23 protein-coding genes are annotated in these 26,143 nt (G+C 73.8%); 12 read left to right on the plus strand and 11 right to left on the minus strand.

The features are described 5' to 3' along the window. Nucleotides 1–771 precede the first annotated feature (771 nt). Complete coding sequence (locus ACWD4P_RS23260) at nucleotides 772–1,191, plus strand: DUF5959 family protein (RefSeq protein WP_359827264.1); 420 nt, start codon at nucleotides 772–774, stop codon at nucleotides 1,189–1,191. Between the two features lie 125 nt (nucleotides 1,192–1,316). On the opposite strand, the gene ACWD4P_RS23265 is transcribed toward ACWD4P_RS23260, so the two are convergent. Both ACWD4P_RS23265 and ACWD4P_RS23270 read right to left on the minus strand, forming a co-directional pair. Further along, entirely contained in the window at nucleotides 1,317–2,402 is a 1,086-nt protein-coding gene (locus ACWD4P_RS23265; RefSeq protein ID WP_449780892.1) for a macrolide family glycosyltransferase, read from the minus strand. 387 nt (nucleotides 2,403–2,789) lie between these two features. Continuing rightward, entirely contained in the window at nucleotides 2,790–4,016 is a 1,227-nt protein-coding gene (locus ACWD4P_RS23270) for a hypothetical protein (protein WP_449780922.1), read from the minus strand. Between the two features lie 458 nt (nucleotides 4,017–4,474). Between ACWD4P_RS23270 and ACWD4P_RS23275 the strand changes: the two genes are divergently transcribed. Then, complete coding sequence (locus ACWD4P_RS23275) at nucleotides 4,475–4,783, plus strand: hypothetical protein (RefSeq protein WP_449780893.1); 309 nt, start codon at nucleotides 4,475–4,477, stop codon at nucleotides 4,781–4,783. Nucleotides 4,784–4,841: 58 nt separating this feature from the next. On the opposite strand, the gene ACWD4P_RS23280 is transcribed toward ACWD4P_RS23275, so the two are convergent. Then, nucleotides 4,842–6,539 (minus strand): AMP-binding protein, encoded by a 1,698-nt coding sequence (locus tag ACWD4P_RS23280; RefSeq protein ID WP_449780894.1) that lies wholly within the window; start codon nucleotides 6,537–6,539, stop codon nucleotides 4,842–4,844. 457 nt (nucleotides 6,540–6,996) lie between these two features. On the opposite strand from ACWD4P_RS23280, the gene ACWD4P_RS23285 reads away from it, so the two are divergent. The 4 genes from ACWD4P_RS23285 (at nucleotide 6,997) to ACWD4P_RS23300 (ending at nucleotide 11,735) form a co-directional block, all read left to right on the plus strand. Beyond that, nucleotides 6,997–7,920: an arylamine N-acetyltransferase family protein gene (locus ACWD4P_RS23285; protein WP_449780895.1), complete on the plus strand. Its 924-nt coding sequence runs from the start codon at nucleotides 6,997–6,999 to the stop codon at nucleotides 7,918–7,920. A 105-nt stretch (nucleotides 7,921–8,025) separates the two neighbouring features. Further along, nucleotides 8,026–9,054 carry a phosphotransferase family protein gene (locus tag ACWD4P_RS23290; RefSeq protein WP_359827272.1) on the plus strand — a complete coding sequence of 343 codons (1,029 nt, stop codon included), beginning with the start codon at nucleotides 8,026–8,028 and terminating at the stop codon, nucleotides 9,052–9,054. Nucleotides 9,055–9,060: 6 nt separating this feature from the next. After that, nucleotides 9,061–10,317: an acyl-CoA dehydrogenase family protein gene (locus ACWD4P_RS23295; protein WP_449780896.1), complete on the plus strand. Its 1,257-nt coding sequence runs from the start codon at nucleotides 9,061–9,063 to the stop codon at nucleotides 10,315–10,317. A 119-nt stretch (nucleotides 10,318–10,436) separates the two neighbouring features. Continuing rightward, complete coding sequence (locus ACWD4P_RS23300; RefSeq protein WP_449780897.1) at nucleotides 10,437–11,735, plus strand: alpha/beta hydrolase family protein; 1,299 nt, start codon at nucleotides 10,437–10,439, stop codon at nucleotides 11,733–11,735. Between the two features lie 44 nt (nucleotides 11,736–11,779). On the opposite strand, the gene ACWD4P_RS23305 is transcribed toward ACWD4P_RS23300, so the two are convergent. After that, nucleotides 11,780–12,193 (minus strand): winged helix-turn-helix transcriptional regulator, encoded by a 414-nt coding sequence (locus ACWD4P_RS23305; protein WP_359827277.1) that lies wholly within the window; start codon nucleotides 12,191–12,193, stop codon nucleotides 11,780–11,782. 77 nt (nucleotides 12,194–12,270) lie between these two features. On the opposite strand from ACWD4P_RS23305, the gene ACWD4P_RS23310 reads away from it, so the two are divergent. Continuing rightward, a complete protein-coding gene (locus tag ACWD4P_RS23310) occupies nucleotides 12,271–13,116 on the plus strand; it encodes an NAD(P)H-binding protein (protein WP_449780898.1) in 846 nt (281 codons plus the stop codon). 77 nt (nucleotides 13,117–13,193) lie between these two features. Here the strand turns inward: ACWD4P_RS23310 and ACWD4P_RS23315 are convergent, their stop codons facing one another. The 3 genes from ACWD4P_RS23315 to ACWD4P_RS23325 all read right to left on the minus strand — a co-directional run bounded on the left by ACWD4P_RS23315 (nucleotide 13,194) and on the right by ACWD4P_RS23325 (nucleotide 15,765). After that, nucleotides 13,194–14,165 carry an NADPH:quinone oxidoreductase family protein gene (locus tag ACWD4P_RS23315; protein ID WP_449780899.1) on the minus strand — a complete coding sequence of 324 codons (972 nt, stop codon included), beginning with the start codon at nucleotides 14,163–14,165 and terminating at the stop codon, nucleotides 13,194–13,196. Continuing rightward, the gene (locus ACWD4P_RS23320) at nucleotides 14,162–14,920 is read right to left on the minus strand and encodes an SDR family oxidoreductase (RefSeq protein ID WP_449780923.1); all 759 of its coding nucleotides are present in this window, start codon (nucleotides 14,918–14,920) and stop codon (nucleotides 14,162–14,164) included. Before ACWD4P_RS23320 ends, ACWD4P_RS23315 begins: the two co-directional genes overlap by 4 nt. An 86-nt stretch (nucleotides 14,921–15,006) precedes the next feature. After that, nucleotides 15,007–15,765, minus strand: a complete 759-nt coding sequence (locus tag ACWD4P_RS23325) for an SDR family oxidoreductase (protein ID WP_449780900.1) — start codon at nucleotides 15,763–15,765, stop codon at nucleotides 15,007–15,009. 224 nt (nucleotides 15,766–15,989) lie between these two features. Between ACWD4P_RS23325 and ACWD4P_RS23330 the strand changes: the two genes are divergently transcribed. Further along, nucleotides 15,990–16,616, plus strand: a complete 627-nt coding sequence (locus tag ACWD4P_RS23330) for a TetR/AcrR family transcriptional regulator (protein WP_359827463.1) — start codon at nucleotides 15,990–15,992, stop codon at nucleotides 16,614–16,616. Between the two features lie 270 nt (nucleotides 16,617–16,886). Here the strand turns inward: ACWD4P_RS23330 and ACWD4P_RS23335 are convergent, their stop codons facing one another. From ACWD4P_RS23335 to ACWD4P_RS23345, 3 genes are all read right to left on the minus strand, one after another. Beyond that, on the minus strand, nucleotides 16,887–17,960 hold the full coding sequence (locus ACWD4P_RS23335) for a M14 family metallopeptidase (protein ID WP_359827464.1): 1,074 nt from the start codon (nucleotides 17,958–17,960) through the stop codon (nucleotides 16,887–16,889). 14 nt (nucleotides 17,961–17,974) lie between these two features. Continuing rightward, complete coding sequence (locus ACWD4P_RS23340; protein WP_359827466.1) at nucleotides 17,975–18,307, minus strand: hypothetical protein; 333 nt, start codon at nucleotides 18,305–18,307, stop codon at nucleotides 17,975–17,977. Between the two features lie 92 nt (nucleotides 18,308–18,399). Further along, nucleotides 18,400–19,122: a TetR/AcrR family transcriptional regulator gene (locus tag ACWD4P_RS23345; RefSeq protein WP_359827468.1), complete on the minus strand. Its 723-nt coding sequence runs from the start codon at nucleotides 19,120–19,122 to the stop codon at nucleotides 18,400–18,402. 422 nt (nucleotides 19,123–19,544) lie between these two features. On the opposite strand from ACWD4P_RS23345, the gene ACWD4P_RS23350 reads away from it, so the two are divergent. The 3 genes from ACWD4P_RS23350 (at nucleotide 19,545) to ACWD4P_RS23360 (ending at nucleotide 24,149) form a co-directional block, all read left to right on the plus strand. Beyond that, on the plus strand, nucleotides 19,545–20,174 hold the full coding sequence (locus ACWD4P_RS23350) for a maleylpyruvate isomerase N-terminal domain-containing protein (protein ID WP_449780901.1): 630 nt from the start codon (nucleotides 19,545–19,547) through the stop codon (nucleotides 20,172–20,174). Between the two features lie 212 nt (nucleotides 20,175–20,386). After that, nucleotides 20,387–22,225: a M1 family aminopeptidase gene (locus ACWD4P_RS23355; protein WP_449780902.1), complete on the plus strand. Its 1,839-nt coding sequence runs from the start codon at nucleotides 20,387–20,389 to the stop codon at nucleotides 22,223–22,225. Between the two features lie 235 nt (nucleotides 22,226–22,460). Further along, on the plus strand, nucleotides 22,461–24,149 hold the full coding sequence (locus tag ACWD4P_RS23360; RefSeq protein ID WP_449780903.1) for a S53 family peptidase: 1,689 nt from the start codon (nucleotides 22,461–22,463) through the stop codon (nucleotides 24,147–24,149). Between the two features lie 83 nt (nucleotides 24,150–24,232). On the opposite strand, the gene ACWD4P_RS23365 is transcribed toward ACWD4P_RS23360, so the two are convergent. After that, entirely contained in the window at nucleotides 24,233–25,111 is an 879-nt protein-coding gene (locus ACWD4P_RS23365; RefSeq protein WP_449780904.1) for a lysozyme, read from the minus strand. A 323-nt stretch (nucleotides 25,112–25,434) separates the two neighbouring features. On the opposite strand from ACWD4P_RS23365, the gene ACWD4P_RS23370 reads away from it, so the two are divergent. Then, nucleotides 25,435–26,004 carry a GNAT family N-acetyltransferase gene (locus tag ACWD4P_RS23370; protein ID WP_359827475.1) on the plus strand — a complete coding sequence of 190 codons (570 nt, stop codon included), beginning with the start codon at nucleotides 25,435–25,437 and terminating at the stop codon, nucleotides 26,002–26,004. Nucleotides 26,005–26,143 lie beyond the last annotated feature (139 nt).

Consider the following 26,143-nt stretch of genomic DNA (forward strand, 5'->3'; position numbering starts at 1 on the left):
TGCACTACTACCGCCGTCGCAAAGTCGCCGAGTCGGTCGGCGTGTGCGCGGCCGGGGCGACCTCGTCCGCGGTGACGGTCAGTCAGCAGAGCAGGGATTTCGCCAGGAGTACCTCGATGTTGCCCTGACGAGTACCTCACTGACGTTAGAACTCGTGAACATCACCCGCCCGTGGTTCGGGGTGCCTCCCGAACTCGTGAACAACTGACGTCATAACTCGTGGATAGAGCCACACCAGCAGCGCCACCACGAACATCGTCACTGTCAGCCGAGCATCTGGCGGGCCGTCGTGCGCAGCTCTTCAGGTGATCTCACAGCGGCGCACTGCCAGTGAGGAGCTATCGGGGACCGGTCGCTGGATGCACGACACTGCCGTCAGAGACGAACAGCAGGTACTCGCTGCTGGGATCAGGTACCTCTTCGGCCGTGCCGAATGCCCCCGTTGTGCCAGCGTGTTCGTCATCGCGGACGAGTACACGTCCGCCGAGTGCCCTGGCTGGGTGGCGATCGGCGACCCGAGCGCGGGTTCTCCGCAGGCACCGGCAGCTGGCGACAGGGGCACGCGACAACGACAGTTCGAGCTGTACTGAACGGATCCTCCCGCCGGGCGGCTCCTGGCAGGCGGACATGATGTTCCGCGGAGAATCCCGAGGTATTCGATGGACGGCGGCAAGGCGGTCCGAGTAGGCGCGGAGCGCCGACGGGGTGTCCGTGCGTGTCGGTGCTCTCCGGAATGATGCCCCTGTTCGAGGTCGAAGGAGAGGGGCTGTCATGGAAGACGAGCTGGGCGATCTGATCCACCTGGCCGATCCGCCGGGAACGAGCGGTCACGCCGTGTCTCTCCGCGTGCTGGAGCGGCCGGCCCCGGGCAGTGAGTTCCTCGACTGCGAGTTCGTCGTGTCGACCGGGACCATCAACGGCAGCTTTCCCGTCGGCATCACGTCCGATGACCTGGAGCAGTGGGAAGAAGCCCTGGACGAGCTGGCCGGCAATCGGTTCGTCTCGTGGCTGACCTCCGGTCGGACGGTCCAGCTCGGGATCAAGCCGTTGGCCTCCGGAGCGATCGGAGTGTCACTTCAGGACGCTCCGTCCTCGCAGGTGACGGTCAGCCTGCCGCTCTCGCCGTCGGCCGGTTGGATCGAGGAGCAGCGTGCGCGACTCGACCGTGTGCGGCGGGTGTTCGTGGGCTGACCGGGCAACTGATCGCCGGGGCAATGACACTGCTTAGCCGAGGTGGTGCTCGACCAGGTCGGCGGCTCGGGCCGCTCCGCCGCTGCGCCGGACGGCGAGGCGCATCTCCGCGAGGGCGGTGCGGATCACCTGGTCGGAGGCCACCGTGTCGATGGCCGACCGCAGGGCCTCAGGGTGTGCCGCGTCGGTGGCGTCCAGCCGTACCCCCAGGCCGAGTTCGACCAGGCGGGCGGCGTTGGCCTCCTGCTCGGGTGTTCGGGGGACGGCGACGATGCCGACGCCGTAGTGCAGGGCCTCCAGGACGAGTTCATCCCGGCGTGCGAGACGAAGGCGGTGGCCCGGCGGAGCACCGCGAGCTGAGGGAACTGCGGTCGTAGGTCCACCCGGTCCGGGATGGGCCTCAGTTCGGCGGCTGCCGCGCCGTCCACACGCATCGCCACCTGCCAGGGGCCGTCGGCGACGGCGGCCAGGCAGGCGCGGTAGAAGTCCGGGTCGCCGTCGAGCACGGTGCCCAGCGAGACGTACAGCAGAGGTGCGTCCGGGCCGGGTGGAGACCAGGTCTCGGCCTGCTCCCGCCGGCCCAGCGACGGGCCGACGAAGTGGAACCGTCCGTCGAAGCCCTCCGCGGCGGGCTGGAACTCCCGCGGGACGAACACCAGGTTGAGCCCGTCCGCCACCGTCATGGTGTCGGCGACATCGAGTGGGACGCCGTGTTCGGCGGAGAAAGCCGCGCAGGCGGCGGCGAGCGCCGCAGTCGCCGGGTCGTCGGCGCCGATCCCCGCGGTCAACTGTCGGTCCAGCGAATACGATTCGTTCGAGGTGAAGTGTGGGAAGCACTGCACACCCGGGACGCCCAGGCTCCGGGCGGCGATCCGGCCCGGCCAGTTCGTCGTGTCGTAGCAGATCGCGTCCACCGGCTCCGACGCGCAGTGCCTCCGCAGCACCGGCCACGTCGCGCTCAGCGCCGCGAAGTAGTGGCGCAGCCAGCCCGCCACGGCCGCCGGACCGATCGTCGGCGGCGGAGTGAAAGGCACCGGGGCCGGCAACTCCAGCCAGCGCGCCCCGGCACTGGACACGGCGGCGGCATGGCCGGACTCGGTGGCATACACCACCCGGTGCCCGCGCCGGACGAGTTCCTCGACCAGCGGCAGCGTCGGGTTGACGTGCCCGTGGCCGGTCAGGGTCATGAAGAGCAGGTTCTTCCTGAGCACGGCGGAGAGGTTGCCAGGAGCGGCCGCGCTGCGCCAGCGGTTTGCGCTGGGGCCCAGGGCCTCTCCTTCGGGCCGCGCCGGATCGGTGCGCGGCGTATCGCGCCCGGCGCGAACCGAAGGAGAGGCTTGGCCGTGTCCGTCACGCTGGTGGCGGTGACCTCTGTGAGTGCCGGGACTTGCAGCTGTTCTGCTGGCCGATGTACGGCTGACCCCCGCGGGTGCGGGGAGGGCCCTTTGTGAGCTGCGGGGATATGGCGGTTTTGCTGGTTCTTCGCGAATTGCGCCGGGGGTTGTTGAGGTGTCAGAGGGACTGCACGCCATCCTACGTGGGCCGCCTGGGTGGAGGGTCGGTGCCCCGGGCGGGGCAGCGACCCTCCACCCCTCGGGCTACTTGGTGAGGCGGGACCAGTCGGCGGGTTGGGCGGGGTCGAGCTGGCGGAGTTTGTCGAGGACCTTGGGGTCCTGGGCGTCGAGCCAGTCGGCGACTTGGCGGAAGGAGACGCAGCGGACGCCGTCGCGCCGGCAGACGTTCTTCATCACGTCCTCGATGGCCTGCATGTAGATGCCGCCGTTCCAGTCCTCGAAGTGGTTGCCGATGAAGAGCGGGGCGCGGCTGCCGTTGTAGACGCGTTCGAAGCCGGCGAGGTAGCTGTCGCGGGTCTCCTTCTCCCAGGTGTCGTACTTCTTGGGGTCGCCCTTGGTGGTGTCGCCGGACTGGTTGGCCAGGAAGTTGAAGTCCATCGAGAGGCTCTGGGTCGACTTGCCGGCGTAGGGGAGCATCTGCAGTGGGAAGTTCCAGATGCCGTCCTTCTTGACGGGCCAGACCTGGAACTCGCCCGGGGAGCTGGCGTCGTAGCGGAAGCCGGTCGCTTTCTCCGCCGCCAGCAGGTTCTTCTGGCCTTCCAGGCAGGGGGCGCGGCCGCCGACGACTTCCTTGGTGTAGTCGAAGGGGAGTGGCGGGAGGTCCTTGAAGCCGGTGTTGGTCTTCCAGTTGGTGACGAAGGAGATGGCCTGGTCGAGTTCGCTCTTCCACTCCTCGGTGCTCCAGTCGCCGCCGCCCTTGGGGCCGCAGAAGTGGCCGTTGAAGTGGGTGCCGATCTCGTTGCCGTCCAGCCAGGCGAGGCGCAGCTGTTCGAGGGTGTCCTTGATGTGGGGGTCGGTGGCGTAGTCGATGGAGGCGTCGCCGGGCTTGTGCTGCGGCGGTTTGTAGGTCGTGCTCTTGGACTTGGGGAGGGTGTAGAGCCCGGTCAGGAAGAAGGTCATCTGGGCCTTGTTCTCCGCGCCGAGCTTGCGGAAGCGGGAGAACAGGCGGTCGTCGCCCTCCAGCGCGCCGTCCCAGGAGAAGACGACGAACTGGGGCGGGGTCTCGCCGGGTTTGAGTTTCTCCGCCGTGGGCTGCTTGGGCTGCGGCCCGGTGTCGGAGGTCGATCCGTCGCCGAGCACCTTGACCTGGCCGTCCCAGGTGGGGGTGGGCGTGGGCGGTGGCGGGGCGGGGGCCTCGGTGGAGGCGCTGGGGGCGGGGCCGGCCGGGGTCGTTTCGGTGGCGGCGGCCGTGGGTCTGCTCGATGTGCCGGAGCATCCTGTCGCCAGGGCGGAGGCCCCGAGGACCCCCATCGTCAGCAGGATGGCCGAGCCGCGAGCAGTCCGCACCGGACCTCATTTCTCTGATGTCTGATCAGGCGATGTTTGGAAGGTGATCGATGGATGTGATCATCAGAACACTTTTGATCGACCTCTGTCGAGACGGGTCCGGTGCGGCTTCGATGGGGGAGCTTGGAAGCCAACTCCCTTGTGTCACACAGTGGATGGCGCGGAACGCAGGATCCGCTGGAGGGCCTCGGAGGCCGCGAGGGTGCAGAAGCGGCCGATGCGCTCGGGGACGTCCGCCCCTGACGTCGCCTCCGGCCCGACCGGGTATCACTCAGGTTTCCGGCCAAGTTCGTGGCAGGGCCTCGATACTCCGTGCCCAACCGTCCCGTCCGGAGCTAGGGTCGCTTCAGCCCTACGAACCTCCGGCGCCCCACGGCCCTCGTGCGGCGCTCCGTGGACCTGCCCGATTGGACCGGTGTGCCATGAACAGGACGTACCACCGCCCGCTGAACCGTCCGTCGACCACGACCACCCGGAGCCGGCTCGCCTCCCTGGCAGGGGGCGCCGCGGTGGCCGCGTTCGTCCTCACCGGCATCGCGGTCGGCGCCGCCGGTGCCGCGACCGCCGCTCCCGGCTCGGTCCCCGCGCCCGCGATCACCATCTACCGCGTGGCCGATGCCGCCCAGCCCGCTCCGGCGGCCACCCAGGTCGGCGTGGCCGCAGCCACGCAGCCGGCCCCGGCGGCCACCCAGCCCGCCCCTGCCGCCACCCAGCCGGTCGCGCCGCGGTAGGCGGGCGGCGGAACTCCGAACGTCCGGGCGGCGGTTCACCCGAGCCGCCGCCCGGCGCTCACCCCGCCCCCGCTCCCGCCCCGCCGTCGGCCTCGGGCAGCGGCCCGTCGCCGGTGAGCCAGGCCCGGAGGACGTTCTTGCGGACCTTGCCGAGTTCGTTGCGCGGGAAGCGCGGAACGGCCTCGACGCGGGTGGGCCAGTACCAGTCCGTCATCCCGCGCCCGGCCAGCCAGGCCCGCAGTTCCGCCGGCTCCGGGGCGGAACGGCCGTCGGCCGGCACGACGACGGCGCACGGCAGGTCGCCGTGTTCGGCGGGGTAGCCGACCAGGGCGACGTCGGCGATCGCCGGGTGTTCGCGGAGCTCCGTCTCGACGTCCAGGACGGGGATCATCAGCTGGGTGGTGCCCGAGATCCGGTCGGAGGCCCGGCCCGCGTAGCGCAGGCCGCCTTCGCCGTCCGGGCGCATCAGGTCGCCGGTGGCGTACCAGCCGTCGGTGTCGGCGGCGCGCCAGCGGAGTCGGCCGGTGTCGCGGTCGAAGGTGCCGAGGCAGGTGGACGGGCTGCGCACGTCGACCGGCGAGGCCTGGTCCGGCCGGGAGTCGTCCGTCGCCATCCGCAGTTCGATGCCGGGCATCGGGCGGCCGACGCTGCGGGCGGCCCGCTCGGGCGGGTCGGTGAGGCCGGTGGCGAGGATGCCGCCGGTCTCCGTCGAGCCGAGGGCGTTGACGACGTGGCCGCTCAGGGTGCGGCGCAGGAGGTCGACCAGCTCGCGCGAGGGGCTCGCGGCCATCGCGGCCACCGCCTCCCACGCGGGCAGGTCCCGTGGTCGGCGGCTCTGCTCGGCGGCGAGGGATTCCAGCATCGCGGGCGGGGCGATCAGTGCGCCGGTGCGGTAGGTGCCGAGCAGGTCGAGCCAGCGGCCGGCGTCCCACTCGTCGCAGTACAGGGCGCTGGTGCGGTGGACGAGCGGCCGCAGCACGCCGTTGCGCAGCCCGGCGCCGTGGCTGAGCGGGGTGAGCACCGGGAACGGCTGCCCGGGCCGCAGGGGCGGGATCGGCAGCGCCCGGCGGACCCCGGCGTACAGGGTGTTCAGGCTGTGCACGACGGCGGTGGCGCTGCCGGTGGTGCCGGAGGTGAACAGCACGGTCGCGGCCTCGTCGGGCCCGAGGCCGGGGCCCTGCGGCGCGTTCGGGGCGTGGGCGGTGCGCAGGAGGGCGTCGAAGTCGAGGGCCCCGGTGGCGGCGGTGTCGGCGGTGTCGCCGAGGACCGCGTGGTGGCGGAGGTCCGGCAGGTCGTCGGCGAGCCGGGCGAGGGCCGCGATGTGCTCCGGGCCGGGGTCGCGGTCGGTGGTGACCAGCAGGACGGCGCCGGTCGAGGCCAGCATCCGGCCCACCTCCCGGCGGCCGAACCGCAGGGAGAGGGGTACGGTCACCGCGCCGACGCGCCAGCACGCCAGGGTGAGCACGGCCGTCTCCCACCGGTCGGGGAGTTGGAAGGCCACCGCCTCGCCGCGCCGGACGCCCAGCCGGTGCAGCGCGGCGGCGTACCGCTCCACCCGGTCGGCCAGCTCGGCGAAGGTCAGGGTGACGGCCCGGCCTTCCGCCGCGCGCCAGTTGATGATGACGGGCCGGCCGGGCGCCCGCTCGGCGGCGTCGCGCAGATCGTCCAGGAAGGTCCCGTCGCGCCACCAGCCCTGCTCGCGGTAGCGGGCGGCGGTGGCGGGCAGGGGCCGCAGGGCGTCGAACAGCTCCGGCATGGGTTCCTGCTCCCTCGGTGAGGCGAGGTCGGTGAGGCGAGGTCGGCGGTGCGGGGTCGGCGGTGCGGCGACAGCGCGACGGGGACACCCGCGCACTGCTCGGCGCACGGGCACCCGACCTCCCGGCCGCACGGGCCCGCCGGACCATGCCTGCACTGTGGCACACGGGGGCGGCCGGCGCCCCCGCGGAGCCGCGGCTTACCCGAACGGGTGATTGCGGAGGTACGGCCGGTGCGGTTGGTGTCGGACGTGGTTTCCTCGGGCAGCCGCCGGGGTGCGGGGCCCGTCGTGCGGGGTCGGAGGTGCGGGGCCCGGCACACCGGACCCGGGCTTCGCGCCCGGAGGCGGCGGCGATCGGAAGCGGCGGCGACCGGAAGCGGCGGCGCCCGCCCGGCGCCCGGCGGCACCCGGCGCGGCACGGCTCGTCCGGGGAGGGGGAAGGCGGAGAGGAGAGCGCATGGACAGGTCGATCGGTTCCGTCTGGGGCGGCGACCGCTTCGGCCTCGACGCCTATCTGGCCCGGATCGGGTACCGGGGGGTGCGCGAGCCGACGCTGGAGGTGCTGCGCGCGCTGCACGCCGCCCACATCGACGCGCTCGCCTTCGAGAACCTGGAGGTCGTCCTGGGCCGTCCCGTCCGGCTGGACCTGGAGTCGGTGCAGGCGAAGATGGTCCGGCGGCGGCGCGGGGGCACCTGCTGCGAGCAGACGCTCCTCTACGCCGCGGCGCTGGACGCGATCGGTTTCACCTTCACCGCGACGGCGTCCCGGGTGCGCCTGGGCGAGCGGCGGATCCGCCCGGCCACCCACTACTCGCTGCGGGTGGAGCTCGACGGCGAGGAGTGGTTCACCGACGTCGGTTTCGGCGGGGAGGGGCTGCTGGAGCCGATCCGGCTACGGGACGGCGAGGTCGCGCGGCAGTCCGGGTGGACGTACGGGCTGGTCCGGGAGGAGGGCCCGACCCCGGGTGCGGCCGGTCCGCTGGTGCTCCGGCGGTGGCGGCGGGACGGCTGGTTCGACCTGTACGCGATCGGTTCGGAGCCGCGCTTCCCGGTCGACTTCACCGTGACCAGCCACTACACCTCCACGCACCCCCTCTCGCCGTTCCACGACAGGCTGCTGGTGCAGCGGCCGGCGGCCGACGAGCGGCTGGTCCTGCGCGACGCGGAGCTGGTCAGGCTGTTGCCGGACGGCACGGAGGAGCGGCGCCGGGTGGAGGCGCGGGATCTGCCCGGACTGCTGACGGGGACGTTCGGGGTGGTGCCGTCCGAGGGGGACCTCGCCGTGCTCGTCGCGCGCCACGAGGAGCGGTCGTGGAGGAGCGGCGGTCGAGGCCGGCCGGAGGGTCCTGATCCGGAGGGCCTGGTGCGGGCGGAGCCCTGATCCGGGGCCTGATCGTTTCGGCGGGTGGCATTGACAGGGGGGCACCCGCGGCTGAATGCTAAGCAAGCGCTTAGTCAATGAGGTCCCACGCAGAGGAGCCGCCCGATGGCCGAGACCCCCGCCGACCCGCCCGGCCTGGACCTGGCCCGTCTCCGGGCCCACCTGGAGCGCGAACTGCCCGGCCTCCTCCAGGGGCCGCTGCGGGCCGACCTCGTCGAAGGGGGCCGCTCGAACCTCACGTACGTCCTGAGCGACGGCGCCTCCCGGTGGGTGCTCCGGCGCCCGCCGCTCGGGCACGTCCTGGCCACCGCGCACGACATGGGCCGCGAGTACCGGGTGATGACCGCGCTGCGCGACACCGGCGTCCCCGTGCCCGGCACGCTGCTGCTCGACCCCGGCACCGACACCCTCGGCGCCCCCTGGTACCTCATGGAGTACGTCCCCGGGACGGCTCACCGGGACGCCGCCCCGCTGGCCGCCCTCGGCGAGCAGCGGGTGCACGCACTCGGGAGCCGGCTGGTCGAGACCCTCGCCACCCTGCACCGGATCGACCCGGCCGCCGTCGGCCTCGCCGACTTCGGGCACCCGGACGGCTACCTGGAGCGCCAGCTGCGCCGCTGGTCGCAGCAGCTCGCCGCCTCCCGCAGCCGGGACCTGCCGGACCTGGACCGGCTGCACGGCCTGCTCGCCGAGCGCCGGCCCGTCTCGCCCGCGCCCGCCCTCGTGCACGGGGACTACCGGCTGGACAACGTGCTCGTCGACGACGGCGACACCATCGCCGCCGTCCTGGACTGGGAGATGTCCACCCTCGGCGACCCGCTCACCGACATCGGCCTCCTGGTGATGTACACCGAACTCGCGGGCGTCGGCGGCGGCATCATCCCCTCCGCCATGACCGCGCCCGGCTTCCCGAAGGCCGACGAGATCGTCTCCCGGTACGCCGAGTCGACCGGCCGCCGGGCCGAGGACCTCGACTGGTACGTCGCCTTCGCCTCGTTCAAGCTCGCCGCCGTCGCCGAGGGCATCCACTTCCGCTTCCGGCAGGGCCGCACCCTGGGCGCGGGCTTCGAGCGCGCCGGCGAGATGGCGCCGGTCCTCGCCCGGCACGGCCTGAGCACCCTCAAGGAGAACTGAGCCCCGATGGACTTCGCCTACGACGCCCGGACGAACGAGCTCCGCGAGCAGCTGCTCGCCTTCATGGACGAGCACGTGTACCCCGCCGAGCCTGTCCTCGCCGCCCAACTCGCCGACCGTGACCGTGACCGCGACCGGGGCCGTGACCGCGACCCGTGGGCCATCCCGCCGATCGTCGCGGGCCTCCAGGCGGAGGCCCGCAAGCAGAACCTGTGGAACCTGTTCTTCGTGGACAAGCACAGCCTGCCCGGCGGGCCCGGCGCCGGCCTGACCAACCTCCAGTACGCCCCGCTCGCCGAAATCACCGGCCGCAGCGTCCAGTTGGCCCCGCCCGCGCTCAACTGCGCGGCGCCCGACACCGGCAACATGGAGCTGCTCGCCCAGTTCGGCAGCGCCGAGCAGCGTGAGCGCTGGCTGCGGCCGCTGCTGGACGGCGAGATCCGCTCCGCCTTCGCGATGACCGAGCCCGAGGTGGCTTCCTCGGACGCCACCAACATCGCCACCCGGATCGAACGGGACGGCGACGAGTACGTGATCAACGGCCGCAAGTGGTACATCACCGGGGCGATGAACCCCGACTGCCGGATCCTCATCGTGATGGGCAAGACCGATCCGGCCGCCGAACCGCACCGCCAGCAGAGCATGGTGCTCGTCCCGCGCGACACCCCGGGCGTGACCGTCCGGCGCGGCATGACGGTCTTCGGCTATGACGACGCCGACCACGGCGGCCACGCGGAGGTGCTGTTCGAGGACGTCCGCGTCCCGGTGGAGAACCTGATCGGCGAGGAGGGTACGGGCTTCGCCATCGCCCAGGCCCGGCTCGGCCCCGGCCGGATCCACCACTGCATGCGCGCCATCGGGATCGCCGAGCGGGCCCTAGAGCTGATGTGCCGCCGGGCCGGCGAGCGGGTCGCGTTCGGCAGGCCGCTCGCCGAGCAGGGCGTGGTGCAGGACTGGATCGCCGAGTCCCGGGTGCGGATCGAGCAGTTGCGGCTGCTGGTGCTGAAGACCGCCTGGCTGATGGACACCGTCGGCAACCGGGGCGCGCACACCGAGATCCAGGCGATCAAGATCGCCACCCCGCGGACCGTCGAGTGGATCCTGGACAAGGCCGTCCAGACGTTCGGCGCGGCCGGCGTCAGCCAGGACACCCCGCTCGCCCAGCTCTGGGCCGGCAACCGCACCCTGCGGCTGGCCGACGGCCCGGACGAGGTGCACAAGCGCTCGCTGGCCCGGAGGGAGCTGCGGCAGTACCGGAGTTGACCCGTAGGGGTGTCATACCCGGGTATTCAGGGACCGGTTGGCTCCCCGGTATGACGGCCGCGGCCCGTCCCCGACCGTACTGTCCTACGTGTTCGAAAGATCGGAACACGGAGGACGAGATGGGCAATCCGGGACGGGCCGTGGCGATGGTCCTGCTGGCGGCGGCGACGGCGATGGGCACGATGGGCACGGCCCCGGCCGGTGCGGCGGACGCGGCCCCGGCCGGCGGCGCAAGCGACGGCACCACCGGGCGGCAGGCGCGGGCCTGGCTGCCGGAGCCCAGCGGGCCGTACCCGATCGGGACCACCGCCCTGCACCTCACCGACGCCGGACGGGAGGACCCCTGGCACCCCGGGCAGCGGCGCGAGCTGATGATCAGCCTCTGGTACCCGACCTCCCAGCCGGCCGCCGGCGAGGACCGGGCCCCCTACATGACACCCGCCGCCGGGCGGCACTTCGACGGCCCGGACGGCGTCGGCCTGCTCAACTACGGCACCGAGCCCGGCCGCACCGACTGGTCGGCCATCCGCACCCACGCCCGCGCGGACGCCCCGGCGCTGTCCGGCGGCCCGCGCCCGGTCGTGCTCTACTCGCCCGGCCTCGGGGACCCGCGCACCTGGGGGACGGCGCTGGTCGAGGACCTCGCCTCGCGCGGCTACGTGGTGGTCACCGTCGACCACACCTACGAGGCCTCCGAAGTCGCCTTCCCCGGCGGCGACCTGGCCACCTCGGTGTTCCCCGGCATGCTCGGGCAGCCCGGCCTGGACGTCGGCGCGGTGCTGCGCAAGGCGATCGACGCCCGGGTCGCCGACACCCGCTTCGTGCTGGACCGGCTCGCCGGACTCGCCGGACGGCCGGGACTGCCCGCCGGGGTGGCCGGGGCCCTCGACCTCGACCGGATCGGCATGGTCGGCCAGTCCGCGGGCGGCTTCACCGCCCTCCAGGCCATGCACGACGACCCGCGGATCGCCGCCGGCGTCAACATGGACGGCCAGATGCACTTCCCCGGCCCCGACGGCCACACCGGCGTCCTGCTGCCCAGCGTCGCCGAGGACGGACTGAACAGGCCCTTCCTGCTGATGGGCACCGGGAGCTCCGACTCCGGCGGCTACCGCGACCAGCCCGGCTGGAACGCCCTGTGGCGGCACAGCACCGGCTGGCACGCCGACGTCACCCTCACCGGCTCCCGCCACGGCTCCTACACCGACGCCCAACCGCTGCTGCCGCAACTCGCCCGGCAGGGCGTGCTCGACGCCGAACAGCTGCGCAAGGACGTCGGCGACATCCGCCCCGGCCGCGCCGAACTCGCCACCCGTTCCTACGTCGCGTCCTTCTTCGACCGCTGGCTGCGCGACCAGGACGACCACCTGCTGGACGGGCCCTCGGCGCGCTTCCCGGAGATGGCGTACGAGCGGTAGCCGCGCCGGGACGGCCTTGTCCGACGCCCGGACCGCGGCCCGCCCTAGCGGATCTCGGAGCCGGGGTTGGCCCGGTCCCACCGCTGCCGGGAGGTGACGATCGCGGCGTGGTGGTCGTAGGACCAGTCCGTCATCGCCCGCACCAGGTGGGTCAGGCTGTGGCCGAGCGGCGTCAGCTCGTACTCCACCTGCGGCGGGACGGTCGGGTGGACGGTCCGCGAGACCACGCCGTCGCGCTCCAGACGGCGCACGGTGAGGGTGAGCATCCGCTGCGAGATCCCCGGCAGGGCTCGCTGTAGCTCGCGGAACCGCCGTACGCCCTGGGCGAGTTCGACGACGGTGAGGACGGACCACTTGTCGCCCAGGCGGTCCAGCAGGTCGCGGATCCCGCAGTCCACGCCGTCCTCGCACCAGACCACCGGGCGGGGGGTGGTTACCGCGGTGTGCCCTGCTGACATGAAAGTGCCTCCTTACGCCGAACCTCCAGGCTATCGAGGATGGTCGTGCAGCCGACCGAACACCCCTGGAGGAACCCATGCTGCTCGTCACCGGAGTCAACGGAGGCCTGGGCGCGCTCGTCCTGGAACGGCTCGCCGGGCTGGGAGCCGCCGGGCTCGCCGGGCGCGGGCCCGTCGTCGCCGGCTCCCGCACACCGGAGCGGGTGCCGGCCGGGATCCCGGCCCGGCTGGTGGACTTCGACCGGCCGAAGACCCTGGCCGCGGCCTTCACCGGCGTGCGGACGCTGCTGCTGATCTCGGCCGGCGCCGCCGAGGACGACGTGGTGACCGCCCGGCACGGCGCCGCGATCGAGGCGGCGGAGCGGGCGGGCGTCGAGCACGTCGTCTACACCAGCCTGTCCGGCGACGGCGACCACCTGCCGTACGCGCTCGCCCACCGCTGGACGGAGCGGCGGCTGCGCGAGTCGGCCACGCTGCGCTGGACGGTGCTGCGCAACGGCCTGTACGCCGAGTTCCTGGGCACGATCGCCGCACCGGACCGGGACGGGGTGATCGGCGCGCCGCTCGGGGACGGGAAGCTCGCGGCGGTGGCCCGGGCGGACCTGGCCGAGGCGGCGGTGAACGTCGCTCTGGCGCCCGACCGGCACGCGGGCCGGACCTACGAGCTGGTGGGGGAGCGGGCGGTGGGCGGCGCCGAGGTGGCCGAGGTGCTCGGCGCCGAGTACCGGCCGGGACGGCTCGGGCAGGCCCGGACGGCCGCCGCGGCCTCGGACGCGCTGGACGTCCAGGTGCCGATGGTGGTGGGCACCTACTCGGCGATCGCCCACGGCTTCCTGGCCGGGCCGGGCGGGCCGGGCGACCTCGCGGCGCTGCTCGGCCGCGAGCCCCGCCCGGCCCTGGAGGTGATCGCCGAGGGCCGCTGAGCCGCGGGCGGGCCGTCGGAGGAGGGGCGGGCCGCCGGAGCGGACGGTGCGCCAGGCGGCCGGCGGGCCCGGCCGGTTCAGCCGCCCAGGACGGCGATCCGGCCGGTGCTGAGCCCGGCGGCGACGCGCTGGACGGCGTCCGGGGCGGCGGCCAGCGGCACCCGGGCGCTCACCAGCGGCCGGACGGCGCCCCGGTCGGCGAGCCCGGTGAGCTCGTCGTGGGCGGCCCGGACGGCCCGCGGGTCGTGGGTGTTGTAGAGGCCCCAGTGCAGGCCCAGGATCGTGTAGTTCTTCACCAGGGCGTGGTTGAGCGCCGGGGCGGGGATCTGCCCGCCGGCGAAGCCGACCACCATGATCCGGCCCTCGAAGGCGACGCACCTGGCGGAGCCGGTGTAGGCCTCGCCGCCGACCGGGTCGAAGACCACGTCCGCGCCGCGCCCGTCGGTGAACTCCTTGACGGCGGCGACGAAGTCCCGTTCGAGGCGGTCCACCACCAGGTCGGCGCCGAGTGCCCGCGCGGCCCGCGCCTTCTCCGGCCCGCCGACCACGGCGACCACCCGGGCCCGGGCGGCCCGGCCGAGCTGGACGGCCGCGCTGCCGACCCCGCCGGCCGCCGCGTGCACCAGCAGGGTCTCGCCGGCCCGCAGCCGGGCCCGCCGGTGCAGCGCGAACCAGGCGGTCTGGTAGCCGATGTGCAGGGCGGCCGCCTCGGCGTCGTCCAGCGACTCGGGGGCCGGGAACGCGGCGGCGGCGTCCAGCAGCGCGTACTCGGCGAACGCGCCGTGCGGCAGTACCGGGTTGCCGATCAGCCGCTCGCCCCGCCGGGCGCCGTCCGCGACCTCGCCGCACAGCTCCACACCGGGCGTGAACGGCAGCGGCGGGCGGACCTGGTACCGGCCGCGCACCATCAGCGCGTCCGGGAAGTTGACGGCCGCCGCCCGGACCCGCACCAGCAGCTGCCCCGGGCCGGGCACCGGCCGCGGGACGTCCTCGGCCAGCCGCATCACCTCGGCCGGCTCGCCGAGCTCGCCGACCTGCCAGGCCCTCACAGCAGCCCGCCCTTCTCCAGCCCCTGCTGGAGCCGGTTCATCCCGTTGAGCCAGCGGTCCGGGTCGGTGGCCCGGACACGCTGGTACTCGGCGACCTCGGGGTGCGGCAGGAGCAGGAAGCGCTCCGCGCGCATCCCGTCCAGGGCCGCCCCGGCGACGTCCGCCGGGTCGAGCGCGGTCGGGGCCAGCAGGGCCTCGCCGACGGCGCCGGTGGCGGCGAGCAGGTCGGTGCGCACGCCCTGGGGGCAGAGCGCGTGCACCCGCAGGCCCCGGTGGCGGTAGCTCGCGGAGAGCCACTCGGCGAAGGCCAGCGCGCCGTGCTTGCTGACCGAGTACGGGGCCGAGCCGAGCATGGTGAGCAGCCCGGCGGCGGAGACGGTGGCCAGGAAGCGGCCTTCGCCGCGCTCCAGCCAGCGGGGGAGCAGCAGCTCGGCGGCCCGGACGTGGGCCATCACGTTGACCTCCCAGGAGGTCGCCCAGGCCGTGGCGGGCGCGTCGGCCCCGCCCGCCAGGGCGACGCCCGCGTTGGCGCACCAGACGTCGATCTCGCCCAGCTCGGCGCGGGCCTGTCCGACCAGCTCGGCCAGGCCCTCGGCGGAGGCGGCGTCCCCGGGCAGCGCGGTGCCGCCGCACTCCTTCGCGACGGCGCGGGCGGCCCCGGCGTCCAGGTCGTTGACCACCACCCGGGCGCCGGCCGCGGCGAGGGCCCGGGCCAGCGCGGCACCGATGCCCCGGCCACCGCCGGTCACCACCACGCCCCGGCCGTCGAACGCGTCGCGGTCGGGCGCCGGGCTGTCGGACGCCCGGCCGTCGGCTGCCCCGCCCTCGGGCGCTCCCGCGGTCACATGCCACCGCCGAGGGTGACCCCGCCGTCCAGGACCAGGGTCTGGCCGGTGATCCAGCCGGCGTCCGGGGAGAGCAGGAAGGCGACGGCGCCGGCGATGTCCTCGGGGACGCCGAGGCGGCCGAGCGGGTAGGCCTTGGCGACCTTCTCCTCGCGGCCCTCGTAGAGCGCCTCGGCGAACTTGGTCTTGACTACGGCGGGGGCGACGGCGTTGACCCGGATGCCCTGGGGGCCGAGTTCGGCGGCGAGTTCGGTGGTGAGCCGGATCAGCGCGGCCTTGCTGACGCCGTACATGCCGATCCCGAGGGAGGAGCGGATGCCCGCGATGGAGGCGACGTTGACGATCGAGCCGCCGTGCTCGCCCATCCAGGCGGCGTGCGCGCGGCGGGTCCAGGCCAGCGGGGCCAGCACGTTGACGGCGAGGATCTTGGCGGCGGCGGCCTCCTCGGTGTCCAGGACCGGCCCGTACACCGGGTTGATGCCGGTGTTGTTGACCAGGTGGTCGAGCCGCCCGAAGGCCTCCAGGGTGCGGGCGACGGCCTCCTCCTGGTGCGCCGGGTCGTCGGCCTTGCCCGCGACGGCGATCGCGTGGTCCGGGCCGCCGAGGTCGCGGACGGCTTCGGCCAGCGGCTCCGGGTTGCGGGCCGTGAGGCAGACCTTGGCGCCGCGGTCGACCAGCTCGCGCGCGATGCCGAGGCCGATGCCGCGGCTCGATCCGGTGACGACGGCCACCCGGCCCTTGAAGGAGTGCACCACGGAGCGTCCTGCCTTTCGTGCGGCGATCTCTGCCGTCCTGCTGCTGACTAAGCGCTTGCTCAGCATGGTGTCGGTGCGGGAGCCTGTCAACAGCCGCGACGCCCGGCCCGACCGCCTGCCGCCTGCCGCTGCCCGACCGCCTGCCGCTGCGCACCGTCGGGTGCACCGGGGCCGGGCGGCGCTCGGCGGGAAAGCCTGTACGAGTTCTCTGGGAGGATGACGCCATGACCAGCACCCCGCTCGCCGACCTCTGGCCGACCCTGCCCGGCGCCGACGCCCGCCCCGAAGCGGCGTACCGGCTGCTCCAGGCCGCCGTCGAGTCGTTCGCGGAGCGCGGCTTCCATGCCACCACGACCCGGGACATCGCCACCGCGGCCGGGATGAGTCCGGCCGCGCTGTACATCCACTACCAGTCGAAGGCCGCGCTGCTCGCCGAGATCAGCCGGGCCGGGCACGCCGCCACGCTGACCCTCGTCCGGGACGCGGCGGGCGGCCCGGGCGGCCCGGCCGAGCGGATGAGGCGGCTGGTCGAGCAGTTCACCGCCTGGCACGCGCGGGCCCGGACGGTCGGCCGGGTGGTCAACTACGAGCTGCACGCCCTGCCCGAGGACGCCTACGCGGTGGTCGCCGCGCTGCGGCTGGACATCGAGCGCGAGGTCAGCGCGCTGATCCAGGCGGGCGTGGCGGCGGGGGACTTCCAGGTGGCGGAGGTGCGGACGGCGGCCCGCGCCGTGACCTCGCTCGGCATCGACGTCTCCCGCTGGTACACCGGCAACTCCTCCGAGGCGCCGGAGGAGCTCGGGCGCCGCTACGGGGATCTGGTGTTGCGGATGCTCGGCGCCCGGGTCTGAGCGGAGCGGCCGGTCGGGCTGCCGGCCGGGCCGGCTCCCTTCCCGGTGGCGCGCTCCGATTGACCTGCTCCGAGGAGGCGAGCAGACTCGTATACGAAGTACGTTTTTCCCGTACGTGTGCCTCGTAGTCGTACGTGAATCCGCGTGTACCGGACCAGGGAGCCCGCCACGACCGTTCGTGGCGGGCTCCCTGCTGTCGGGCGCTGTGGCTCGGGGGCCTCCCGTGGGGGTTCCGACGGTGGCCGGGGGCTCCGGCGGGTGGCCCGGGTTTCAGGCGGTGGCCAGGCAGAACCGGACCAGCCCGGCGTCCACGTCGAGGACGATCCGCTCCATCTCCGCCCACGGCGGCTGGAACTGGGTGCCCCACTCGACGGTGAAGCCGAGCACCTTCCCCAGGGCGGGGTCGTCGAAGTGGCGGGCGAAGACGTAGTCGTCGCTGGTGCCGCTGGTCGGGTAGAGGTGGAAGCCGCTCAGCGGCCGGTACGTCAGGCCGCGCACCCCGTGCAGGCCCCGGCAGAAGGCCTCGGAGAGCAGCACGGCGGTGTCGGCGTCCGTCTTGGGGATGTACTCCGCGTACGCGACGTCACCGGGCAGTCCGCGCTTGCCGTCGTACTCGCTGTTGCGGAAGTTCATGTCGGGGGAGACGGACTGGTTCTTGTCGTCGCCCCAGTTGTAGAGCATGTCCTGGGAGTAGCTGTGGACGTCGACGAACCATCCGGTCCGCGGGAAGGAGTCCAGCAGCCAGCGGACGTTGCGGGTCTCGGGCTCGGAGAACGGGCTCGGGCCCTCGTAGACCTGCTGGTCGCACGGGTTCGCCGACACCTGGGGGGTGGCGGTCGGGGCGAAGGCGGTGGCGAAGTCGAAGAGGAAGTCGTAGTTGCGGTTGAGGTCGACGCCGACGCAGTCGGGGTTCGCGCTGCCGCCGGAGTTCGCCGGGTCGCGGTTCTTGCGCCACATCGGGTCGACGGTCTGGCTGAACAGCCGGCCGTCCGGGTTGACGAGCGGGAAGAGCACCAGGTCCAGCCGCTGGAGCAGCTCCCGGACCTGGTCGGCGGTGAAGACGGTGCCGCCGTAGCCGAGGCCGGTGCCGCCGTGCTGGGCCTCCAGCAGATCGGCGGCGAGGTGGACGAGGATCTCGCAGCTGCCCCACTCGCGGGCGTGGACGCCGCCGATCATCATCACGCACCGCTTGGGGATCGGGGCGGGTGCGCCGATCTTGAGGGCGTGGGCGGTGCGGCCCTCGATCGAGGGCTCGGGCAGGGTGAGCAGTTCGGACGTGCCGGGGTAGGCGGTGGCCAGGCTGGTCACGGCCGATTCGACCTCGGTGATGTTCAGGTACGGCATGACGGCCTCCCCGGTCAGTCGGTGGGCTTGGCGGCGAGGCCGCGCGGGACGGCGTCGGCGGCGGCGAACCGGTCGCCGGTGCCGACCTCGGCCTGGGCGGCGCGGCCGGCCGCGCTGGCGTTGCCGATCCGGGTGACCGTGACGCCCTCGCGTTCGAGGGCGGCGATCCGGTCCTCCCGGGCGTAGACGTCGATGCCGACGCTGCCGTCCGGTTCGAGGAGGGGCCGGCCGCCGGTGTCGGGCCGGGCTTCGCGCAGCAGTGCGCGCAGGACCTCCGGGTTCCTGGCGGTGACGCGGAGTCGGAGGATGTCGGGTCGGGACGACGGGTGGGTGGGAGCGGCGGACATGGTGGCCTCTTCCCGGGCGCCGGCGGGGCGGGCCCACGGCCTGCCCGGTGGCGCCGATTCGAGCGGATATGTCCGACGTGTACCTCGTATCCTCAGGATGCGTCGCCGCCGTAGAAGCCGTCAAGGGGCGGCTCGGGCATCCCGTCGAGCAGGCTGTCCAGGCCGCTCAGCATCTCGGCCTCGTCGTCGAAGTCGGCGAACCGGGGCACCAGGGCGCGCAGCCGGGGGTAGTCGACGGCGGACAGCCGGTGCAGGCCGAGCCGCAGCGCCGGGTCCGGCTCGCTCGGGTTGTCGACCACCTGCCGCTTGTCCACCAGCAGGCAGCCGAGGTTCCAGGCGACGAAGGTGCGGTAGACGGTCAGCGCGCCGGCGTCGTCGAAGCCGGCCCGGGCGAGCACAGCCAGGATGTGCTCGGTGAGCTCCAGCACCGAGGCCGGGCGGCGCGCCACCGGGACGGCCAGCGGGCGGGTCGCGACCAGCGGCAGGATCTCCGGGTGGGCGTGCGCGGTGGCGGCGAACGCCTGGGCGATCCGGCGCAGTTCGGCGCGCCAGCCGTCCCCGTGGGGGCCGCGGACGGAGCCGGCCCGCAGCCGGGAGTTGATCTCGTCGAAGTAGGCCTCGACCAGGCCGTCGATCAGTGCCTCCTTGCCCGGGGTGTAGCGGTACAGGGCCATCGACTCCACGCCGAGCTCGGTGGCCAGGCGGCGCATGGTCAGCGCGCCCAGGCCCTCGCGGTCGACCAGGGCCACGGCGGCGCCGAGCACCAGCGGGCGGCTCAGCCGGCCCCGCCTCTCGGGGGCGTCCTGCTCGGCCATCTCCGCACTCCTCGGGGTCGGTGGCGGCGTCCTCGGCCCGGGCCGCCCGGGGGAGCGGCGGTGCTGCGGGGCCCGTCGGGCCGGGGCTTCGGCGGATGTCACTCAGCGGATACAGAACCAGGATACAAGGTAGGAATCAGACGTAAACGGGGTGAGCGGTACCAGTCGGTTGATTCGCCGATTCCGCTGGTCAGCCGGTTGTGGGCGGGGGAGTGGGAGTCGCGGGCGCGGCGACCGGGGCGGCCGGACCGGTCGCTGTGCGTAGCCCCGGGGCGGGTGGCGGCGGGTGCGGGCAGCGGGCGGGCGGCGGAGTCGGTCATGGGCCGATGGCGGCGGCCGGGGAAGGGGGGTGGGCAAGCGGTCTTCCGGGGGCCGGGGGTAGCGTGGGGCCGACCCCGTGATCACCGTCCCGAGGAGAGCCGATGAGCAGTCAGAACGACCAGGTGCGCGCGCTGTTGGCGGAGGCCTGGGTCTCGTGGGCGGAGCGGGGCGCGGCCCTGGCCGCCGGGGACTGGGACCGGCCCACCCGGCTGCCCGGGTGGACGGTGCGGGAGCTGTACGCGCACGTCGCGCCGGTGCCGGAGATGTTCACCGGGCTGCGCGCGGCCGTCCTGGACGGGCCGGCCGAGGTGGGCGACGGGGCCGGCATCCTGCGCGCCTACAACCGGCCGGGCGGGATCGCCCACACCGCGGCGGACCAGGTCGCCGAGGCGGCGAAGCGGGTGGCCGAGGTGGCCGAACCCGCCGTGCTGATCGCCCGGTTCGGGGTCGAGGGCCCGGCCGCGCTGGCCGGCCTCGCGGACCTGCCGCCGGACGGCGTGGTGGCGCACCCGCTGCTCGGCAGCGTGACGGTCGGCGCGCTCGGGGAGGTGGCGCTGATGGAGGCGACCGTCCACCTGCTCGACCTGGTCGCGGCCGTCGGCGGCCCGCCGCCCGCCGAGGGGGCGCTGCGCTTCACCACCGCGCTGCTGGCGCGGGTGGCCGACCCGGTGGCCTTCATCGAGGCGGCGACCGGCCGCGGCGCGGAGGCGGTGCTCCCGGTCATCCGCTGAGGTGCCGGTGCGTTGGCTGAGGCGCAGGTGCGTTCGGTGGGGCGTCAGTGCGTCGGGTGAGGCGCAGGTGCGTTCGGTGGGGCGTCGGTGCGTCGGGTGAGGCGCAGGTCGGGGCGCCGGTGAGGCGTACACGTTTCATGTCATGAGCCTTTCAAAGGTGCGGGCTTGCTGTCACGCTGCTGCTCCCGGCCCGCTCCCCACGAGAGGCTCCGATGAGAAGACTCCTGCCTGCCCTGACCGGCGCCGCCCTGTTCGCGGCGACCGGCCTCACGGCGCTCGCCACCCCCGACGTGGCGAGCGCCGCGGACTGCACGCCCGCCCAGGTGGTCGCCAACGGCGGCTTCGAGTCCGGCAGTTCGCCCTGGACCGCGCCCAGCGGCGCGATCACCGCGGACAGCGGCCAGAGCGCCCACTCCGGCAGCTCCTACGCCTGGCTCGACGGCTACGGCTCCAGCCACACCGACACGCTCTCGCAGTCCGTCACCCTCCCCGCCGGGTGCGGCACCGCGACGCTCGGGTTCTGGCTGCACGTCGACACCGCCGAGACGACCACCGGCACCGCCTACGACAAGCTGGCCGTCAAGCTCGGCTCCACCACGCTGGCCACCTACTCCAACCTGGACGCCGGGGACGGGTACGTGCACCGGACCGTCGACGTCTCCGCCTTCGCGGGCAGGACGGCCACGCTCTCCTTCACCGGCGTCGAGGACGCGAGCCTGCAGACCAGCTTCGTCCTGGACGACGTCACCCTGGACGTCTCCGGCGGCGGCACCACGCCGCCCCAGCCCGGCGACCCGACCCGCACCCCCGCCGCGCCGGCGTACACCGTGAACCTGACCAGCGACGCCTCCGGCGCCAGTTGGAACGGGCACGAGAGCGTGACCTTCGGCAACGCCTCGGCAGCCCCGCTGAACGAGGTGTACCTGCGGCTGTGGGACAACGCCCACGGCAGCTGCCCCGCCACCCCCATCACCGTGACCAACGTGACCGGCGGCACGCCCGCGCCGCTCACGGTGAACTGCACCGCGCTCAGGATCGCCCTGCCGGCCCCGCTCGCCCAGGGACAGAGCGGCACCGTCGGCTTCGACCTCGGCATCACCGTGCCGAGCGGCGCGGACCGCTTCGGCCACGACGGCGCGTACAACTTCCTCGGCAACGCCCTGCCCGTCCTGGCGATACGCGACGCGGCCGGCTGGCACCTCGACCCGTACACCAACAACGGCGAGTCCTTCTACTCGGTGGCCGCGGACTTCGACGTCACCCTGGACCACCCGGCCGGGCTGCTGGTGCCCGCGACCGGTACCTCGGTGGACACCCCCGGCACGGCCGGACGGACCGTCACCAGGGCGACCGCGAGCAAGGTGCGCGACTTCGCCTGGGGCGCCGGGCCGTTCGCCAGGACCTCCGGCACCTCCGCGGCCGGGGTGAAGGTCAACGTCTACTCGGTGGCGGGGATCAGCGCGGCCGACGCCGCGTCGATGCTCTCCACCTCGATCTCGGCGGTCGACGCCCACGCCCAGCGCTTCGGGGTCTACCCGTACGGCGAGTTGGACGCGGTGCTGGACAACAACTTCTGGTTCGGCGGCATGGAGTACCCGGGCTTCGTCCTCGACCTGGTCAGCACCACGGCGCTCACCCACGAGATCGGCCACCAGTGGTGGTACGGCATCGTGGGCGACGACGAGTACAACGGCCCCTGGCTGGACGAGGCCTTCACCGACTACGCGACCGACCTCGCCCTCGGCAAGACCGGCAACGGCTGCTGGAACAGCGTCTCCTGGGCCTCCGCGGCGGAGCGGATCACCAACTCGATGGCGTACTGGGACGCCAACTCCTCCCGCTACTCCACCGTCGTCTACGGCTACGGCAAGTGCGCCCTGCACGACCTGCGCCGGACGATCGGCGACGGCCCGATGACCACGCTGCTGCGGAACTACGCGCAGGCGCACTGGTACGGCGTCTCCACCACCGCGGAGTTCAAGGCCGCGGCCCAGGCCGCGACCACGGTGGACCTGACCTCCTTCTGGAGCCAGCACCGCATCGACGGCTGAGCCGGCGCGTCCCCGGCGGTCGCCCCCGGCTCCGGCCGGGGGCGACCGCCTCCGCACAGGCGTCCGCCGCCGCCTCGGCCACCCCCGCCGCCGTCTCCTGCCGCCCCTTGACGCCACGGGGGGCCGGGAGGACGCTGTACGTGTACGACATAAACGTGTGCCGTACACGGACAGTCGAAAGCACACGACCAAGAGTCGCGAGGCTCCCGGCGCGGACCCGACCGCTGGAGCGATCATGTCGACCAACCACTACGTGGCGCTGCCGGACAGCTCCCGCGTTCCGTTCGGCGGAGCGCGGGCCATCGGACCGGCCCACCCCCAGACCCCCCTGACCGTCACCGTCTACCTACGGCGCGACCCCGCCGCGCAGCCGCGGCCGGACGTCTACGAGCTGGCGCTCCAGGCGCCGACCCGGCGCACCCTGCCCACCGACGACCAGTACGCCGCCACCCACCGGTGGCTGGACACCGACCTCAAGGCGGTCGAGGCCTTCGCCGCCGAGCACGGTCTCACGACCGGGAACCCGAACCCGCTGGCCCGCAGCGTCCAGCTGACCGGCACCACGAAGGACGTCGCGGACGCCTTCCGGGTGACCCTGGCCCGCTACCGCTACCGGGACGCCCACGGCAACCCCCGGACCTATCGCGGCCGGGAGGGCCAGATCTACGTCCCCGCCGAACTGGACGGCATCGTCACCGGTGTCTTCGGCCTGGACGACCGGCCGATCGGCAGCCGCCTGCTGATCCGCCGGGCCGCCGACGCCGCCCCGACGGCGCACACCGCCCCGACGGTCCGGCCGGGCGCCTTCCTCCCGCCGCAGCTCCAGTCGCCCTACGCCTACCCGGCCGGCACCGACGGGAGCGGGCAGTGCGTCGCCGTCCTCGCCTTCAACGGCGAAACGCCGCCCGGTGTCCCGTCCGGCGGCTACTCGCTGGACGCCCTGCGGAACTACTTCGTCAACGTCCTGCACCAGACCATGCCGGACATCACCGACGTGGTGATCCCGGGGGTCGGCAGCCCCGGCAACGACCCGGGCCAGGACTCCGACTTCGAGACGGCCGACAGCACCGGCGAGATCATGCTCGACCTGGCGGTGGTCGGCGCCCTCGCCCCCAAGGCGAAGATCGTCGTGTACTTCAGCCGGTTCACGGAACAGGGCTGGGTCGACGTGATCACCCGGATCGTCAACGACACCGAGAACCGGCCCACGGTGATCTCCGACAGCTACGGCAACCCCGAGGCCGGCGCGGGGAGCCGGTGGACGCTCGGGGCCATGAAGCGGGTCGACGCCGCCTTCGCCGCCGCGGCCGAGAAGAACATCAGCGTCTGCTGCGCCTCGGGTGACGACGGCTCCCGCGACCAGGTCGACGACGAGCGCGCCCACGCCGACTTCCCCGCGTCCAGCCCGCACGTGCTCGGCGTCGGCGGCACCCGCCTGGCGGTCGACCAGGGGCAGGTCGTCGGCGAGGTCTGCTGGGACGACGGCCCGGGCAGCCGGACGGGCGGTGGCATCAGCGCGGTCTTCCCGCTGCCGCCGTACCAGGCCGGTGCCGATGTGCCGCCGTCGGCCGATCCGCCGCACGCGCACGGATGCGGCGTGCCCGACGTGTCCGCGCTGGCCGACCCCGAGACCGGCGTGGTCGTCCCGAGCGTCGACGGGGTGCACTTCAACCAGACCGGCGGCACCAGCGCCGCCGCCCCGATGTGGTCCGCCCTGCTTGCCCGGATCAACCAGGGCCTGCCCGGCTCCGCGCAGGTCGGCTTCCTCAACCCGCTCCTGTACACGAAGTTCGCGACGGGTGTCCTGCGGGACATCACCCGGGGCAGCAACGGCGCGTACGCCTCCGGCCCCGGCTGGGACGCCTGCACCGGCCTCGGCAGCCCCGGCGGCCAGCAGCTCCTGGACGGCCTCAAGGCCCTCTGACCTCCTGGCCCTGTGGCCCTTCGACCCCGGCACCCCGGCTGTCGGGCCCCGTCGGCGAGGCGGGGCCCGACAGCGGGAGGGGATCAGCCCAGGGCGAGGGCGCGCAGGCGGTCGGCCGCGCCGTTGAAGTAGTTCTGGTCACCGGGGAAGGTGCCGGAGTCGGCGAACTGCCAGAAGGTCTGGTAGCCCCAGCCGTTCGGCAGGGTGCCGACGGAGGAGGCGTAGCGGGCTATCCAGAGCGGGTTGGTGGTGCCGAAGCCGGCGTTGTTGCCGGTGCACTGGGTCCACCAGTTGGTGGTGGTGTAGATGGTGGGGTAGCGGCCGGTGCGGGAGTGCACGGTGTTGCTGAAGTCGCGGATCCAGCTGACCATGGCGCTCTGGCTGAGGCCGTAGCAGGTGGCGCCGTAGGGGTTGTACTCGATGTCCAGCGCGGGCGGCAGGGTCTTGCCGTCGGCGGACCAGCCGCCGCCGTGGCTGACGAAGTAGTTGGCCTGGGTGGCGCCGGAGGAGGCGTTCGGCAGCGCGAAGTGGTAGGCGCCGCGGACCAGGCCGGCGTTGTACGAGCCGTTGTACTGCTGGGCGAAGGACGGGTTGGTGTAGCCGGTGCCCTCGGTGGCCTTGACGTAGGCGAACTTGGCGCCGTTGGCGGCCACCGAGGACCAGTTGACGTTGCCCTGGTAGCCGGAGACGTCCAGCCCCGGGGTCTGGGTGGCGGCGAGGGAGGCGAAGGGGGCGGCGGTGGCGCGGCCCTCGCGGGCGGCGACGGTGGAGCCGGCGAAGTCCTGCTCGGGGTGGAAGCCGGGGCGGCCTTCGGCGACGGGGGCGATCGGGGCGGGGTCGGCCGCGTACGCGGGGGCCGCCGCGCCGGTGACCAGGGCGGTCGCGGCGGCGAGGGCGGCCAGTGCGGGCAGGCGGCGGCCGGCCGGTCTGTCGGTGCCGGCGGTGCGGGCGGAGCGGGGCATGGGGCACTCCTCTGGTCCGTGCGGGGGTGGTCGAAATGGCCCGTGACGGCCGGGGCCTGACCGGGCGTACCGCAGAGTAGCCATGTACCTGGCACCGCCGCCAGGCATCTTTTTTCACCTAGTGAACGCACGTCAGGTGTGCGGAAAGGCCATGGGCGGCAAGTGGAGTTGCCGGTCCTGCCGGTCCGTCCGCCCCCGGAGGGGGAGCGCCCCGAGGGGCCGGGCGGGGCCCCGGGGGCGGGCGGGGCGCGCCCGGCCCTGTGCGACGATGCCCGCGGGCCGGCCGGCACCGGCGGCCCCGCACGTGAGGAGAGGAACCAGTCATGACCGAGACCGCCGCCGGATCCGCCCGCCCCGCCGGGGAGCCCGTGTTCCGGCCCGCCACGCCCGCCGACGTCCCGGCGCTGGTCGCGCTGGTCGAGTCGGCCTACCGGGGAGACGCCAGCCGGGCCGGCTGGACCACCGAGGCCGACCTGCTGGGCGGCCGGCGCACCAACCCGGAGGCCGTCACCGCGGCGGTGGGCCACCCCGACGGCGTGGTGCTGCTGGCCGAGCGGGGCGGCGAGCCGGTCGCCTGCTGCCAGCTGGAACGGCGCGGCGACCTGGCCTACTTCGGCATGTTCTCGGTGCGCCCCGGGCTCCAGGGCGGCGGCATCGGCCGGGCCCTGCTGGCCGAGGCGGAGCGGGTGGCCGCCGAGGAGTGGGGCGTCGGTGCGATGGAGATGACGGTGATCGAGCAGCGTGCCGAGCTGATCGCCTGGTACGAGCGGCGCGGCTTCCGGCGCAGCGGCGAGTTCAGCCCGTTCCCGTACGGGGACGAGGACTTCGGCATCCCGCTGCGGCCGGACCTCCGGTTCGCCCACCTCGTCAAGGAGTTGAAGGCGCAGGCCTGAGGGGTCGGCGGTCCGTGTACGGAAGTCGACGGCTGGTACGGGAGTTGACGAGGGGTCGGAACGGCCCGCGCTCGGGGTTCGGTTCAGCTCCGCTGGACCGGGTTTCCGCAGGTGACGCCGGGTCAACTCGCTGAGCTGG

This window comes from Kitasatospora sp. NPDC002543, from assembly GCF_053594915.1.